This is a genomic window from Variovorax sp. PDC80, from assembly GCF_900115375.1.
Lineage (GTDB): Bacteria > Pseudomonadota > Gammaproteobacteria > Burkholderiales > Burkholderiaceae_C > Variovorax.
Genome location: NZ_FOWG01000011.1, coordinates 101,778 through 115,908, shown reverse-complemented (window position 1 = coordinate 115,908; position 14,131 = coordinate 101,778). Strand labels below are relative to the sequence as shown.

At 69.2% G+C, this 14,131-nt stretch carries 14 protein-coding genes; 3 read left to right on the top strand and 11 right to left on the bottom strand.

What is annotated here, in order from left to right; genetic code table 11:
* Window positions 1-2: 2 nt before the first annotated feature.
* The 3 genes from BM109_RS28550 to BM109_RS28540 are packed head-to-tail and all read right to left on the bottom strand — an operon-like array spanning window position 3 to window position 2,926.
* Entirely contained in the window at window positions 3-1,427 is a 1,425-nt protein-coding gene (locus tag BM109_RS28550) for an NAD(P)(+) transhydrogenase (Re/Si-specific) subunit beta (RefSeq protein WP_093350476.1), read from the bottom strand.
* Window positions 1,424-1,753, bottom strand: coding sequence for an NAD(P) transhydrogenase subunit alpha part 2 (locus BM109_RS28545; protein ID WP_093350473.1), 330 nt, complete (start codon window positions 1,751-1,753; stop codon window positions 1,424-1,426). The genes BM109_RS28550 and BM109_RS28545 overlap by 4 nt, the downstream gene beginning before the upstream one ends.
* 42 nt (window positions 1,754-1,795) lie before the next feature.
* Window positions 1,796-2,926 (bottom strand): Re/Si-specific NAD(P)(+) transhydrogenase subunit alpha, encoded by a 1,131-nt coding sequence (locus BM109_RS28540; RefSeq protein WP_093350470.1) that lies wholly within the window; start codon window positions 2,924-2,926, stop codon window positions 1,796-1,798.
* Window positions 2,927-3,377: 451 nt separating this feature from the next.
* On the opposite strand from BM109_RS28540, the gene BM109_RS28535 reads away from it, so the two are divergent.
* Both BM109_RS28535 and BM109_RS28530 read left to right on the top strand, forming a co-directional pair.
* Window positions 3,378-4,106: a response regulator transcription factor gene (locus tag BM109_RS28535; RefSeq protein ID WP_093350467.1), complete on the top strand. Its 729-nt coding sequence runs from the start codon at window positions 3,378-3,380 to the stop codon at window positions 4,104-4,106.
* Between the two features lie 191 nt (window positions 4,107-4,297).
* Window positions 4,298-4,780, top strand: coding sequence for an NUDIX hydrolase (locus tag BM109_RS28530; RefSeq protein ID WP_093350464.1), 483 nt, complete (start codon window positions 4,298-4,300; stop codon window positions 4,778-4,780).
* A gap of 6 nt (window positions 4,781-4,786) precedes the next feature.
* Here BM109_RS28530 and mnmA read toward each other — a convergent pair whose 3' ends face one another.
* The 6 genes from mnmA to BM109_RS28500 all read right to left on the bottom strand — a co-directional run bounded on the left by mnmA (window position 4,787) and on the right by BM109_RS28500 (window position 12,024).
* Window positions 4,787-5,899, bottom strand: a complete 1,113-nt coding sequence (gene mnmA, locus BM109_RS28525) for a tRNA 2-thiouridine(34) synthase MnmA (RefSeq protein WP_093350461.1) — start codon at window positions 5,897-5,899, stop codon at window positions 4,787-4,789.
* 64 nt (window positions 5,900-5,963) lie between these two features.
* A complete protein-coding gene (locus BM109_RS28520; protein ID WP_093350459.1) occupies window positions 5,964-6,956 on the bottom strand; it encodes an LLM class flavin-dependent oxidoreductase in 993 nt (330 codons plus the stop codon).
* A 44-nt stretch (window positions 6,957-7,000) separates the two neighbouring features.
* Window positions 7,001-8,674, bottom strand: a complete 1,674-nt coding sequence (locus BM109_RS28515; protein WP_093350456.1) for an FxLYD domain-containing protein — start codon at window positions 8,672-8,674, stop codon at window positions 7,001-7,003.
* Window positions 8,671-10,527: a VanW family protein gene (locus BM109_RS28510; protein ID WP_093350453.1), complete on the bottom strand. Its 1,857-nt coding sequence runs from the start codon at window positions 10,525-10,527 to the stop codon at window positions 8,671-8,673. Before BM109_RS28510 ends, BM109_RS28515 begins: the two co-directional genes overlap by 4 nt.
* Window positions 10,500-11,054 (bottom strand): DUF6891 domain-containing protein, encoded by a 555-nt coding sequence (locus tag BM109_RS28505; RefSeq protein ID WP_256222834.1) that lies wholly within the window; start codon window positions 11,052-11,054, stop codon window positions 10,500-10,502. The genes BM109_RS28510 and BM109_RS28505 overlap by 28 nt, the downstream gene beginning before the upstream one ends.
* A gap of 589 nt (window positions 11,055-11,643) precedes the next feature.
* Window positions 11,644-12,024, bottom strand: a complete 381-nt coding sequence (locus BM109_RS28500; protein WP_093350449.1) for a helicase SNF2 — start codon at window positions 12,022-12,024, stop codon at window positions 11,644-11,646.
* A gap of 286 nt (window positions 12,025-12,310) precedes the next feature.
* Here BM109_RS28500 and BM109_RS28495 point away from each other — a divergent pair, with 286 nt between their 5' ends.
* On the top strand, window positions 12,311-12,796 hold the full coding sequence (locus BM109_RS28495) for a DUF6314 family protein (RefSeq protein ID WP_093350446.1): 486 nt from the start codon (window positions 12,311-12,313) through the stop codon (window positions 12,794-12,796).
* On the opposite strand, the gene BM109_RS28490 is transcribed toward BM109_RS28495, so the two are convergent.
* A complete protein-coding gene (locus BM109_RS28490; protein ID WP_093350443.1) occupies window positions 12,797-13,390 on the bottom strand; it encodes an energy-coupling factor transporter transmembrane component T family protein in 594 nt (197 codons plus the stop codon).
* Complete coding sequence (locus BM109_RS28485) at window positions 13,383-14,123, bottom strand: energy-coupling factor ABC transporter ATP-binding protein (protein WP_093350441.1); 741 nt, start codon at window positions 14,121-14,123, stop codon at window positions 13,383-13,385. The genes BM109_RS28490 and BM109_RS28485 overlap by 8 nt, the downstream gene beginning before the upstream one ends.
* Between the last annotated feature and the right edge of the window lie 8 nt (window positions 14,124-14,131).

The following is a 14,131-nucleotide window of genomic DNA, read 5'->3' as shown; positions in this document are numbered from 1 at the left end:
GCCTATTCGATGGCCTTGCCCATATCTTCCACTACTTTTTTAGCATCACCAAAGACCATCATGGTCTTGTCCATGTAGAACAGCTCGTTGTCCAACCCGGCGTAGCCCGCGGCCATCGAGCGCTTGTTCACGATCACGGTCTTGGCCTTGTAGGCCTCCAGGATCGGCATGCCATAGATCGGGCTGCCCTTGGTGTGCGCGGCCGGGTTCACCACGTCGTTGGCGCCCAGGATGATCGCCACGTCGGCCTGGCCGAACTCGCCGTTGATGTCCTCCATCTCGAACACCTGGTCGTACGGCACCTCGGCCTCGGCCAGCAGCACGTTCATGTGCCCCGGCATGCGCCCGGCCACCGGATGGATCGCGTACTTCACCGTGATCCCCTTCTCGGTGAGCTTGGCCGCGAGCTCCTTGACCGCATGCTGCGCACGTGCGACGGCCAGGCCGTAGCCCGGCACGATCACCACCGTCTCGGCATTGCCCAGCACGAAGGCCGCGTCGTCGGCGCTGCCACTCTTCACGGGGCGCTGCTCCTTCGCGCCACCCGTGGCCGCCGCAGCGTCGCCGCCGAAGCCGCCCAGGATCACGTTGAAGAACGAGCGGTTCATCGCCTTGCACATGATGTAGCTCAGGATCGCGCCCGAGCTGCCCACCAGGCTGCCCGCCACGATCAGCATCGCGTTGTTCAGGCTGAAGCCGATGCCCGCGGCCGCCCAGCCCGAGTAGCTGTTGAGCATCGACACCACCACCGGCATGTCCGCCCCGCCGATCGGGATGATGATCAGCACGCCCATCACGAAGGCCAGCGCGAGCATCGCGAAGAAGGCCGTCCAGTTCTCGGTCGCCATGAACACCAGCCCCAGGCCCACGGTCGCCAGGCCCAGCACGAGGTTGAGCATGTGCTGGCCCGCGAACTGCACCGGCGCGCCCTGGAACAGGCGGAACTTGTACTTGCCCGAGAGCTTGCCGAAGGCGATCACCGAGCCGCTGAAGGTGATGGCGCCGATGGCCGCGCCCAGGAACAGCTCCAGGCGGTTGCCCGCGGGGATCGGATCGCCCTTGAGCGCGATGTTGAAGGCATGCGGCTCGGCCACGGCGGCCACCGCGATGAACACGGCCGCCAGGCCGATCATGCTGTGCATGAAGGCCACCAGCTCGGGCATCTTGGTCATCTCGACCTTGTTGGCCATGTAGGCACCGAGGCCCCCGCCCACGACCAGCGCGACCAGCACGTAGGCCAGGCCCTCGAGGTTGCCGCTGGCGAGCTTGTAGATCAGCGCGCCGGTGGTCAGCACGGCGATCGCCATGCCGGTCATGCCGAAGACGTTGCCGCGGATCGAGGTGGTGGGATGGCTCAGGCCCTTGAGCGCCTGGATGAAGCAGATGCTGGCCAGCAGGTACAGCAGGGTGACGAGGTTCATGCTCACTTGGAAGCTCCCTCGGCGGCTGCGGGCGCGGCCTTGCGCTCCTTCTTCTTGAACATCTCCAGCATGCGCCGCGTGACCAGGAAGCCGCCGAAGACGTTGACCGCCGCCAGCGCGACGGCCAGCACGCCCATGGTCTTGCCCAGGCCGGTCTCGGTGAGCGCGGCGGCCAGCATGGCGCCCACGATGACGATCGCCGAGATGGCGTTGGTCACGGCCATCAGCGGCGTGTGCAGCGCGGGCGTGACGGTCCACACCACGTGGTAGCCCACGTAGATGGCCAGCACGAAGATGATGAGGTTGATGACGGTGTGAGAGACGATGTCCATGATTTCTTCTCCTCGCGTGTTCGGCGTGTTCGGCGTGTTCGCTTACTTCTTCGTGACCTGGCCGTCCTGCGTGACACGGCAGGCGGCGACGATGTCGTCCTCGAGGTCGATCTTCAGCGCGCCCTCCTTGGTCAGCACGAGCTTGAGGAAGTCGAGCACGTTGCGCGCGTACAGCGCCGACGCGTCGGCCGCCACCAGCGCGGCGAGGTTGGTCTCGCCGACGATGGTCACGCCGTGCTTGACCACCGTCTTGTCGGCTTCGGACAGCGGGCAGTTGCCGCCTACCCCGTCCGGCCCCTTGCCGGCGGCGATGTCGACGATGACTGAACCGGGCTTCATGGACTTGACCATGTCCTCGGTGATCAGGGTCGGCGCGGCACGCCCCGGGATCAGCGCGGTGCTGATGACGACGTCGGCCAGCGCCACGCGCTTGGCGACCTCGGCCTGCTGGCGCGTGAGCCAGCTCGCGGGCATCGGGCGCGCATAGCCGCCCACGCCTTCGGCCGCGTCCTTCTCTTCCTGGGTCTCGTAGGGCACGTCGATGAACTTGCCGCCCAGCGATTCGATCTGTTCCTTGACGCTCGGGCGCACGTCCGAGGCCTCGATGACCGCGCCCAGACGCTTGGCCGTGGCGATGGCCTGCAGGCCCGCGACGCCCACGCCGAGGATGACCACCCGCGCGGCCTTCACGGTGCCCGCGGCGGTCATCAGCATCGGGAAGAAGCGCTGGTACTTGTCGGCCGCGATCATCACGGCCTTGTAGCCGGCGATGTTGGCCTGGGAGCTGAGCACGTCCATGCTCTGGGCGCGGGTGGTGCGCGGGGCGGCTTCGAGCGCGAAGCCGGTGAGGCCGGCGGCGGCCACGCGCTGCAGGCCGGCGGCGTCGAAGGGGTTGAGCATGCCCACGAGCACGCTACCGGACTTGGCGAGCGCGCATTCGGCGTCGCTCGGGGCGCGCACCTTGAGCACGATGTCGGCGCCGAAGGCACCGGCCTGGTCGGTGATCTCGGCACCGGCCGCCTGGTAGGCCGCGTCGGTCACGCTGGCCGCCACGCCCGCGCCGCTCTGCACACGCACCGTGTGCCCCAACGCCACCAGTTTCTTCGCCGTCTCCGGGGTCACGGCCACTCGGGTTTCGCCTGTCGTTGTCTCGGCAGGCACGCCTATCAGCATAGAGTTCTCCTCAGGGCAAGGTGCAGCGCGAAATGCGGGCGAAGCTTACAGCAAGACATTCGGCCCGATCTGTCGCGCAAGGGGCGAAGTATCCATGCTCCAACGTCCGTGGCTGCTGAAAATCTAGCTATCCATTTGATAGCTTATTAGTGATGGATCGGCGGCGCTCCCTCTGGTGCGCTGTAAGGAAACCGGTCTCAGGCGGCGCCGGGGCGGCGTCCCACCATGCAGCGCAAAAACAACGCCCCGACGCCTGCACGCACTTCGTGTCATCTAAAGGACAAAGTTGTGCGTGTTTGTAATCATTCTTCGATGAATCCATTTAAAAGATCGCTTCATGTGCATTAGTTGCAGGGCAGATTACTTACCTTAGACGCAGATAGATACACTTCGCCTCACTTGGAGTCGTACACAGAGGCGGCCCATGGGAGGAAGTAAGGGGGTAATAAAAATGCGCATTGCTGTCCTCGACCACGAGGCCCATCAGAGAAAACTGATTCATCAGACCATGGCGTCGCTCGGGCACGAGTGCCATGAGTACGCAGATGGAAAGTCGCTGTTGCATTCGATGCGACGACAGACCTTCGATCTGCTGCTTCTCGACTGGCATCTGCCCGACATCCGCGGCCTCGACGTCGTGAAGACGATCCGCCACGACCTGAAGAGCCGCCTGCCCGTGCTGTTCATCACTGCGCGGCGCGACGACGCCGACATGGTCGCCGGGCTCAATGCGGGGGCCGACGACTTCATGAGCAAGCCGATCCAGGCCACCGAGCTCGAGGCGCGCGTCAACGCCCTGCTGCGGCGCTCGTATCCCGCGCAGCACGAGACCGAGCTGGTCTTCGGCCCCTACCACTTCTACCCGCCCTCGCGAACGCTCAAGGTGCGCGGCATGCCGGTCGAGCTCAAGAACCGCGAGTACGAGCTGGCGCTGTTCCTGTTCCAGAACCTCGGCCGCCTGCTGTCGCGCGAGCACCTGCACGAGGCCGTGTGGGGCCTGGGCGTCGAGGCGCTCTCGCGCTCGCTCGACACCCATATCTCTCGCCTGCGCACCAAGCTCGACCTGCGGCCGTCCAACGGTTTCCTGCTGCTGGCGATCTACGGGCTCGGCTACCGGCTCGAAACGGTCGAGGCCGGCCAGCTCGGTTCTCGCGGGCCCGAGCTGCGCAGCAGCCCCTGAGCGCTTCGGTGGTCCGCCGCGGCGGACCACGCGACAACCCGGCGCTGCGCTCTTGGGGGAGGCAAACGCAGCCACCGGGTTCTCGCGGCCCTCCATCGCCTTCGGCTTCGCGTCCAATACGGGGATGATTCGCGCGGCGGCGTGCCCGCCATGGCCCGGGCCCCGCGCGACCGCCGAAGAAAGCCGTCCCCATGAACACCATCGTCCGCTGGAAACCCAACGTCACCGTCGCCGCGGTGATCGAACGCGAAGGCCGCTTCCTGCTGGTCGAGGAGCACACCGATCAAGGCCTTCGCCTCAACACCCCGGCCGGCCATCTCGATCCCGGCGAATCGCCCGCCGAAGGCTGCGCACGCGAGGCGCTCGAGGAAACCGCCCATGCCTTCACGCCGACCGCGCTGATCGGCATCTACCTCGCGCGCTCGGCCGACGACCCCGACGTGACCTACATGCGTTTCGCCTTCAGCGGCGAGCTCGGCGAACGCGAAGCGGGCCGGGCGCTCGACACCGGCATCGTGCGCACGCTCTGGATGACGGCCGACGAGATCCGCGCCAGCGTGGCGCGGCATCGCAGCCCGCTGCTGCTGCAGTGCGTGGAAGACCACCTGGCCGGCCAGCGGCATCCGCTGGACCTGATCCATGTCGACGATTCGGTGCGGCAGAAGCCGCGCTGAACAGACTCAGACGATGACGCCGCCGCCCAGGCAACGCTCGCCGTCGTAGAGCACCGCCGACTGGCCCGGCGTCACCGCCCACTGCGTCTCGCCGAAGCGCAGCGCGAAGGCATCGTGGCGCGGTGCGTCATCGCCCTCCACCATCTCGCAGGCCGCGTCGGCCTGCCGATAGCGCGACTTGGCCCCATAGGCGCCCGGCACCGGCGGCTCGCCCGCCACCCAGCTCGCGTCGTCGGCGCGCAGCGAGGTCGACAGCAGCCAGGGATGGTCGTGGCCCTGCACCACCCACAGCGTGTTGTTCTCGACGTCCTTGCGCGCCACGAACCACGGCGAGTGGTCGCCCGCACCGCGCTGCGCGCCCTTCTCCTTCACGCCGCCGATGCCCAGCCCCTGGCGCTGGCCCAGCGTGTAGAAGCTCAGGCCCTGGTGCTCGCCGAGCTTGCGGCCGCGGTCGTCCTTGATCGGGCCCGGTTCCTTCGAGATGTAGCGGTTGAGGAACTCGCGGAACGGCCGCTCGCCGATGAAGCAGATGCCGGTCGAGTCCTTCTTCTTCGCGTTCGGCAGGCCGATCTCCTCGGCGATGCGGCGCACCTCGGTCTTGTGCAGCTCGCCGACCGGGAACAGCGTCTTCGACAGCTGTGCCTGGTTCAGGCGATGCAGGAAATAGCTCTGGTCCTTCGAGGGGTCGAGCCCCTTGAGCAGCTCGTGCCGGCCCGTGGCCTCGTTCAGCCGCACGCGCGCATAGTGGCCGGTGGCGATCTTCTCGGCGCCCAGGCGCATCGCATGGTCGAGGAAGGCCTTGAACTTGATCTCGGCATTGCACAGCACGTCCGGATTGGGCGTGCGGCCGGCCTTGTACTCGCGCAGGAACTCGGCGAACACGCGGTCCTTGTAGTCGGCCGCGAAGTTCACGTGCTCGATCTCGATGCCCAGCACGTCGGCCACGCTGGCGGCATCCACGAAGTCGATGTTCGACGAGCAGTACTCGCTGTCGTCGTCGTCTTCCCAGTTCTTCATGAAGATGCCGACCACCTCGTGCCCCTGCTGCTTGAGCAGGTGCGCGGTCACCGCGGAATCCACACCGCCGCTCAGCCCGACCACGATCCGTTGCTTTGCCATAGGGGCGACATTGTCCCAGCCCCGGCGAGGCGGGGTCGGCGTGGGGGAAATCGGGGCGCGCCCCTCAGGCGCGCAGGCTGTCCCGGATGCGGGCCAGCAGCTCGTAGGAGCGCAGCCGCGAGGCGTGGTCGAAGACCTGCGAGGTGATCATCAGCTCGTCGGCGCCGGTGCGCTCGATGAAGGCCTCCAGGCCCGCGCGCACGGTGTCGGGCGAGCCCACGGCCGAGCACGACAGCACCGAGTCGAGCAGCGTGTTCTCGGCCGGGCCGACCTTCTGCCGGTAGCCCTCGACCGGCGGCGGCAGCCGGCCGGGCCGGCCGCTGCGCAGGTTGACGAAGGCCTGCTGCCACGAGGTGGCGCGGAACTCGGCCTCGGCGTCGGTGTCGGCCGCGAACACGTTGAAGCCCAGCATCACGTAGGGCTTGGCGAGTTGCGCCGAAGGCTTGAAGGTCTCGCGGTAGATCTGGATCGCCTGCATCATCTGCTGCGGCGCGAAGTGCGAGGCGAAGGCGTAGGGCAGGCCCAGGTGCGCGGCCAGCTGCGCGCCGAAGGTGCTCGAGCCGAGGATCCACACCGGCACCTCGAGCCCCGCGCCCGGCACGGCGCGCACCGCCTGCTGCGGGTTCTTCGACATGAAGTCCATCAGCTCGATCACGTCCTGCGGGAACTGGTCGGCATCCGATTCGAGGTTGCGGCGCAGCGCGCGCGCGGTGCGCTGGTCGGAGCCGGGGGCGCGGCCCAGGCCCAGGTCGATGCGGCCCGGGTAAAGCGATTCGAGGGTGCCGAACTGTTCGGCGATGACCAGCGGCGAATGGTTGGGCAGCATCACGCCGCCGGCGCCGATGCGGATCGTCGAGGTGCCCGCGCCCACGTGCGACAGCAGCACCGCGGTGGCTGCGCTCGCGATGCCCGGCATGCCGTGGTGCTCGGCGAGCCAGTAGCGCCGGTAGCCGAGCTTTTCGCCGTGCTGCGCCAACGACAGCGAGTTGCGAAAGGACTGCGCGGCATCGCTGCCTTCGACGATCGGGGAGAGGTCGAGGATCGAGAAATCGGTCATCCGCCGATCATGGCGCGAAGCGCCCGCAAACGCTGGCTGCGGGGCTATTCGGTTTGGTATAGCGTGCCGACGCTCGCGAAGTCTCGGCCGTTCTGCTCCACGTTGACCTGGAACGGCACGCTCTCGCCGGGCGCGATGGCCGGCAGGTTGTCGACCAGCTTGAAGCCGCTGAGCTGCCCATCGCGGTCGCGCAGGCTCACCCACAGCCGCACCTTGCCGACGATGGTCGTGCCCGGATTGCTGACCTTGCCCGTGACCTGCACGCTCTTGTAGAGGAAGCGCTGGCTGAAGTTGAGCAGCACGCTGCCGGTCTCGGCCTTGGTGCCGGTCACCTGCACCTCGAGCGGCGTGCGCGGACCGGGCAGCGCCGCGCGGCGCATCGGCTTCCATTCGACGCGGGTCTGGGTGATGCGGTCGACATCGCGCGGCTCCAGCAGGATCGGGAAGCGCTCGCCCGGGTAGAGATAGGCCAGGCCCTGGATGGCGGTGGCGCCGTCGGCCTTGCTGCCGCCGAAGCGCGAGATCACGCCGCCGGGCGCGATCACCACCGCCTCCTTGCTGCGGTTCACGAGCTCGGTCAGGAACAGCGGCCGCTGGATGTTGCTGCGGCCGGCCACCAACGGCAGCAGCTCGAGCTCCTTGAGGTCGAAGCGCTCGCTGTCGTCGGCCAGCAGGTCCTCGGTGCTCAGGCGCAGGTCGGCATGGAAGACCTCGGGCGCGCCGGCGGTGCGGATCACGCGGTCGGCGCTGCGCACCGCGGTGCGCGAGCCGCCGGCTTCGATGGTGCTGTAGGCGATGCGGTAGTCCCAGGCCGCGACCTGCGCGGCGCGGCCGAAGCGCGCGATGTCGATGTCGATCGCGCTGCGCGCGCCGGGCGCGATGTCGTTGCCCTGCGCATAGCCGCGGCCGAATCCGATCACGTTGCCGGCATCGTCGTAGAGCGTGGCGAGCGCCTCGACGCCGCCGATGGCCGCGTCCTTGCGCTCGTTGACCACGCGGCCCACCAGCCGCACGCGGTCGCCCTGCTGCACCAGCCGCAGGCGCGAGAACGCGAGCCGCGCACCATCGGCCGAACGGTAGGGTGCCGACAGGCGCTGCACCTGCAGCTCCTGGCGCGTGACGTTCTTGCCGCTCGGCAGATCGAACAGCAGCGGCGCGCTCTCGCCGGGCTCGAGCACCGAGATCGGCAGCGACTCGCTGCGTTCCTCGAGCCGTGTCTCGCCGTCGTAGAAGGCGGCCTTGACGCTGGCGCGCTCGAGCGGCTTGCCGGTCTCGTTGCGCACCACCACCAGCAGCTTGGGCCGTGCCGAACTGCCGCTGCCCACCAGCACCTGGCGCGGCTCGCCGAGCTTGAGGCCGTCGGTGGGAATGTTGCGGTCGACCACCGAGGCGACCGCGGCGCGGCGGCCGCCGTCGGGCGTGTCCTTGCGCGTGAACATCTGCACCACCATCACGAACAGCGTGATGCCGACCACGGCCGCGACCGCGAAGCCCGCGGTGCGCATCGCCACCTTCTGCCGTGCCGCCTGCTCGTCGGCAAGGCGGCGCGCGGCCGCATCCTTGACCTGGTCGAGCACGCGGTCGAGGCGGTCGGAGATGTCGTCCTCCACCAGCGTGACGGAGCCGCAGTGCTGGCAGGTGAATTCGTTGAGGCCGGTGCGCTTGAGCACGCTGCTGCCGCATTCGCCGCACTTGAGCGTCTGGAGATCGATGGTCATGGGAAGCGCTGGTCGTTGTCGTCTTGTTCGTTGAAGCGGCTCGCGCCGTCGATCGCCTCGCGCAGCGCGGCGCGCAGGCCTTTGATGTCGCCCGCGCTCACCTCGCGCACGCCCTGCAAGCCCGCGAGACCGCAGGCGGTGGAAGCCACCACCGGCACGCCGGCCGCGAGCGCGCGCAGCGCCGCGCGAGGCGCGTGTTCCACATGCGCGGGCAGCACCACCACGCAGGCGCCGTCGAGCCAATCGGCACGCGGATCGCGGGCCGTGTCGAGCGCGATGCCCTGCCAGAGCGAAGCATCGGCCGACGGCGTGCCGAGCACGCGCAGGCGCCATCCGCTGCCGCGCAGTGCCGCGGCCAGCTCGCGCGCGCCCTTGCGTGCGAGGGCGCTGGCGGGCAGCACGACCAGCGGCACGCCGTCGTCCGGGGTCCGGTTCGCGCGCGGCGACATGCCGGGCAGCACCCACTCGAGCCGCTCGAGCATGGCTTGCGGCGCCGCGGCAGCCATCGTGGCCGCCACCGCCGCATGCGGCGTGACCACCACGGCGGCACGTGCCAACGCCTGGGCTTCGGCGCGCACCATCGACGGCACGGCGCGGAAGTCGCGCAGCGTGGTGTCGTCGGGCCAGCGCGCAGCGGCCGCATCGAGACGTGCCTCGATCCCGGCCATCGGCAGCGAGCCGGCCAGCACGGTGAACGCGCGCCCGTCGAGCGCGCCGAGGCGCTGCAGATGCGGCAACAGCGCCTGGTCGACCACCAGTTGCGTGTGTTCGGGCAGCAGCCGTGTCACGAAAGCCTGCGCGAGCCAGCGCTGCGCATCGATCACGCTGGCCTGCCGCCGTCCGCCTTCCTGGCGCGCCCACAGGCGGCGCCACAGCGCACCGCGAACGCTGGCCAGCCAGGGGCGGTGCACGGGCGAATTGCCGCCGCGCCAATCCGTCATCGGCCGCCAGAACGCCAGCCGCACGGGCGCGCGCTGCAGGCGATCGGCGTCGGCATGATGAGCCTCGAGGTAGCGCGCGAATTCGGGCGTCCATGCATCGAGCAGCACGGCGGTCCGCCCCTGGGCCGCGGCCGGCAGCGCGGGTCGGTGACGGAAGCAATCGTTGCGGTCGCAGCTCAGGCAGCCGCGCGCCACGGGCGGCGATGGCGCGTCGACGCCCACATCGTGCGGCGCACGCCACATCACGCGCGGCGCGACCCGCGGCGCATGGGCGCGGATGCGCAGCACCAGCTCGGTGGCCGTGAGCTCGACCTCGAGCCGCCACGCATGGCGCGCGCGCAGCTTGAGGTCGACGTAGTTCCAGAATACGGTCGCGTCCACTGCATCGTCGGGCACGGCCGCGGCCTGCTCGATGCGCGCGGTGTGGGCATGGCGCTCGACCAGTTCGAGCCCCGCGCGGGCGCCGACCGTGGCCAGTGCATTCGAGAGCTGGCAGAGCCCGCCCGCCAGTGTCGGCACCACGCAGCCGCCGCGCAGCTCGCGGCCCTGCACGAAGCCGCGCCAGGCGCCGGGACGGCCGAGCTGGCGCCAGAAACTCAGCACCTCGCCCGCAGGGACCTCGATGGCATCGAAAGCGCCGCGCGCCACGCGCAGGTTCTGCACCTTGCCGGCGACCAGCGCGAATTCATCGTCGCGCCCATCGGTCCACAGCGGACTGCTGAAGCGCGCCAGCACGGGCGCATCGGCCAATGCCTCGGCCACGGGCCAGCGCCGCGCGGAAGGACGCAAGGTTTCGCGCAACCCATGCGCGGTGGCCAGCAACCGGGAGCGCAGCCAGAAATCGATCGCATCGATGCGGCGCGGCGGCTGCCAGGCCTGCACGCTCACGCCGATGGGCCTCGCTTGCGCCACTGGCCGAGGTCGACCTCGATGCGTTCGTCGATGTTGCCGCTCCAGTGCACGACGAAGCCGACGCCCTGGAGCAGCGCGGCGATGCGCTGTCCGACCGCGACGGTGTTGGCCTCGCGCCGCGCGATCTCGGGGATCAGGCCGCCGCTGAAGGCCAGGTGCAGCCGGCCGGTGCGCACCGCGCGCTCGAGGTCCTGTGCGTGATAGAAGCAGCAGCCCACGATGCCCGAGGCATCGCGGCCCGCGGCGCGCCAGGCGTCGCGCACATCGTCCTGGCCGTCGGCCAGCGTGTTGCCCGCGCGGTGCAGCGCGATGATCTTCTCTTCGCGCAGCTGCGCGAACGCGGTCTCGAGGCGGTCGTATTCGGTCTGCGCGGGCCACTCGGCCTCAGCCACGTGCTTGGCGGCGCAGGCGCGCGCGGTCTCGGCCTTGACCCAGGCCCGGTCATCGGAAGTCAGCTCGTCGGGATCGAGGTACTCGTCGGTGATCATCCATTCGACGTCGGCGTCGTGATGAAAGCCTGACCACACGAGATCGTGGATCCTTTGTCGCGTGTCTTCGGTGTCGAGAGTGAGGGCCATGCGTAATGGGTCAGCCGCGCTCGGCGGCGAGGGTCGTGCTTGCTTTTGTCGTGGCAGAAGCGCCCGTACATTTTCGCGTGCCCGCACCACAATGGCGCTGTAGGCCGAAAGCATGACGTTGTGCGGTCCATCGAGCCGCGAGCAACATCATCGATCATGCATTGCAGCATGGCAATGCGCCATTCGGCGGACGGTGACTCGTGCGATCGGCCGAATGGGAGGATGAAGCGCACCGCGGCGGTGCAACGTTGCAGTGGCTTGCTGCGGTGCGCCAGCGACCGCGCGGGTTCGCGCGCGACGCATGGAAGCCGAAAGCGCTCGATGCGCCTCCTGCAGGTCTGTGCGATTTGCGCGACAGACCCGGCTTCTTGGCCCCATCGACCGCGAAGCACGCGGCATCGGCCGTTAATGCTTTGGATTAACCACCCTCAAGCGAAAGGCCGGCCCCTGCTTTCGCAAGGGCCGGCCTCCGGGTGGCTAAACCTCTCGACTCACCGCGGGGACGGGCCCTGCGATGCGACCGAGTTCTGGGTGCCGATTACAGCGGCAGCGCGTCGCCGCGAGCAGCAGCGCGGGCTTGTGCGCGCACGGCATTGCGGTCCACGGTGCTGGCGATCAGCGGGGCCACGCCCGACGAAGCGCCTTCGGCGTAGGGGTCGGCGCTGTGCGCGGCGGCAACGGCCTCGGCACGCACGGTGGCCAGGTTGGTCTGCGACACGATCACTTGGGCCGGGCCGGCGTTCGCGCCTTCGGCATAGGGATCGGCGCTGCGGGCGGCGATGACGGCTTGGCCGGCGACTTCGGCGCGGCTGGCGGCCGAGGTCAGGGGGTGCACACCCTCATAGGTTTCTGCATGGGCTGCACCGGCAGCGGCGAGCAGGGAGAGGGCAACGGCGGAGAGGAGCTTCGAGGCGTTCATTTGAGTATTCCTTCAATTCTTGTGACTTGACTTTGGATGATTCGAACCGGTCTTGGGGGGCGCCGTCCGTTAAGGGGGCGGCCACCTCGCTAGTGCCTGTTCACCCAGATCAGTCGCTGCCTTCTACTTGTCTTGGAGCCGGCGGCTGGTCCGTGAGATGAATTGTGCGCCTCGAACCTAGGTAAAAACCCTAGGCAAATGGAACCGCGGCGTTCACGAGAAGGAAACAATCAATCGCCTCCGTCCGACATGGCGGGCCATTCCGCCTGGGGATAGAGTCGCCGCCATGCAGGCGCCTGACCCCACCCTTTCTCTCTCGCCATGGGGCGAGGCCGACGCGGTCTGGGCCCGGCTCGCGGGTGGCTGGACCTTCGAACGCACGATCGAAGGCCAGGCCTCGATGCATGGCACGGCCGTCTTCCGCCTCGTGCCGAGCGCGGCGCACCCGACCCTGCACTGCCGCGAGGAGGGCCGGCTGCGCCTGCTCGATGGCCGCGCCTTCGATGCGCACCGCGAATACCTGTACCAAGGCCGTCCAGGCGGCTTCGCGGTGCTGTTCGCCGAACAGCCGCCCCGCCTGTTCCACGAGATCGCGCTGCGGCCGGGCGACGACGACACTGCCTGGACCGGCACCGCCGCGCACCAATGCGCCGCCGACCTCTACGACAGCCTCTACCGCTTCCTGGCCGACGGCAGCTTCACGCTGCGCCACACCGTGCGCGGCCCGCGCAAGGACTACGTGAGCCTCACGCGCTTCCGCGCCGCTGGCTGATCAGCGCCCGAGCCGCGCCGCGAGCGCATCGGCCACGCGCTCCGCGGTCTGCAGCGTGCGGATGGTCAGCGGCGCCAGCAGCCGCAGCCCGCCGCCCCGGCCGGCGCGCGCGCGATGCGCGTCGTCGAGCCGCTGCCACTGCACGTAGAAGTTCTCGGCGAAACGCAGCGTGAGTCCCAGGCCAAGCGCGATGCGGTCGGTGGGCACGCCCAGGCGACGCAGTGGATGCAGCACCGTCTCGAGCACCGCGAGCAGGTCCTCGAAGCGCGTGGTCAGCGTGAGCATCAGCGCGAGCACCGCGGCGGTAGCGATGCGCAGCGCGCTCGCCACGCCGAGCAAGGTGGTGCCGAGCAGCGCATGGAAGCCGACGATGAGCGCGCAGGCGATCGCGATGCCGAACAGCGTGCGCACCCGGCCCCACGCGGGCCGCCCGAGCGAAGCGAACAGTACGAGCGCCAGCCCGCAGGCCGCGCCCAGCACCATCGGCCGGTCCGTCAGCACGAGCGCGGTGCCGCCGGCCGACAGCAGCGCGAGCTTGAGCCACGCCGGCACCGCGTGCATCCAGGTGCGGCGATCGAGGTAGAGGCTACGCATGCGGCAGGTCCATCGCCGCGCGGCGCCGCACGTCCTGCGCATAGGCCTCGCAGACCTCGCGGCCCGGGCCGTCGGCCTGCACCCGGCCCTGCGCCAGCCACAGCACGCGCTCGAAGTCGTGCACGTGTTCGAGCACATGCGTCGACACCAGCACCTGCTGGTCGCTCGCGGCGAGCTGCGCCGACAACCGGGCCTGGCTCAGCAGGTCGAGGCTCGCGAACGGCTCGTCGAGCAGCAGGGTGGCGGGCCGGCTGATCAGCAATGCCAGCAGGCACACCTGCTGGCGCTGGCCCTGGCTCAGTTCGCCGATGGCGCGCTCGGCCCAGGCCGCGAGGCCGCGCCGCGCGAGGAAGTCGCGCGCCTGCCGGCGTGCCTCGGCACGCGATTCGCCGCGCGCCGTGAGGCTGAAGGCCAGCTCCTCGGCCACGGTCGGAAAGATGATCTGGTCGTCGGGGTTCTGGAACATCAGGCCGACATGCTGCGAGAGCTGCCGGCGATCGGCCACCGTGTCGCAGCCATGCACGCGCACCCGGCCTTCGCCCGGCGGCTCCAGCCCGCTGATCAACCGGAACAGGCTGCTCTTGCCGGCGCCGTTGTCGCCGATCACGCCGATGCGCGCGTCGCGCAGTTCGAGCGAGAGGCCGTCGAACACGCGCTGTGCGCCGCGCTCCAGCACGACGGATTCGAGACGGATGCCGTGGTCGGCGGAAGAGGGGTCGGTGTGCGGCGGCAAGGGGCCGT

Coding starts and splice junctions, on each gene's coding strand:
- BM109_RS28545 (WP_093350473.1), bottom strand. CDS start 1,753: ATGGACATCGTCTCTCACACCGTCATCAACCTCATCATCTTCGTGCTG.
- BM109_RS28540 (WP_093350470.1), bottom strand. CDS start 2,926: ATGCTGATAGGCGTGCCTGCCGAGACAACGACAGGCGAAACCCGAGTG.
- BM109_RS28535 (WP_093350467.1), top strand. CDS start 3,378: ATGCGCATTGCTGTCCTCGACCACGAGGCCCATCAGAGAAAACTGATT.
- BM109_RS28530 (WP_093350464.1), top strand. CDS start 4,298: ATGAACACCATCGTCCGCTGGAAACCCAACGTCACCGTCGCCGCGGTG.
- mnmA (WP_093350461.1), bottom strand. CDS start 5,899: ATGGCAAAGCAACGGATCGTGGTCGGGCTGAGCGGCGGTGTGGATTCC.
- BM109_RS28520 (WP_093350459.1), bottom strand. CDS start 6,956: ATGACCGATTTCTCGATCCTCGACCTCTCCCCGATCGTCGAAGGCAGC.
- BM109_RS28515 (WP_093350456.1), bottom strand. CDS start 8,674: ATGACCATCGATCTCCAGACGCTCAAGTGCGGCGAATGCGGCAGCAGC.
- BM109_RS28500 (WP_093350449.1), bottom strand. CDS start 12,024: ATGAACGCCTCGAAGCTCCTCTCCGCCGTTGCCCTCTCCCTGCTCGCC.
- BM109_RS28495 (WP_093350446.1), top strand. CDS start 12,311: ATGCAGGCGCCTGACCCCACCCTTTCTCTCTCGCCATGGGGCGAGGCC.
- BM109_RS28490 (WP_093350443.1), bottom strand. CDS start 13,390: ATGCGTAGCCTCTACCTCGATCGCCGCACCTGGATGCACGCGGTGCCG.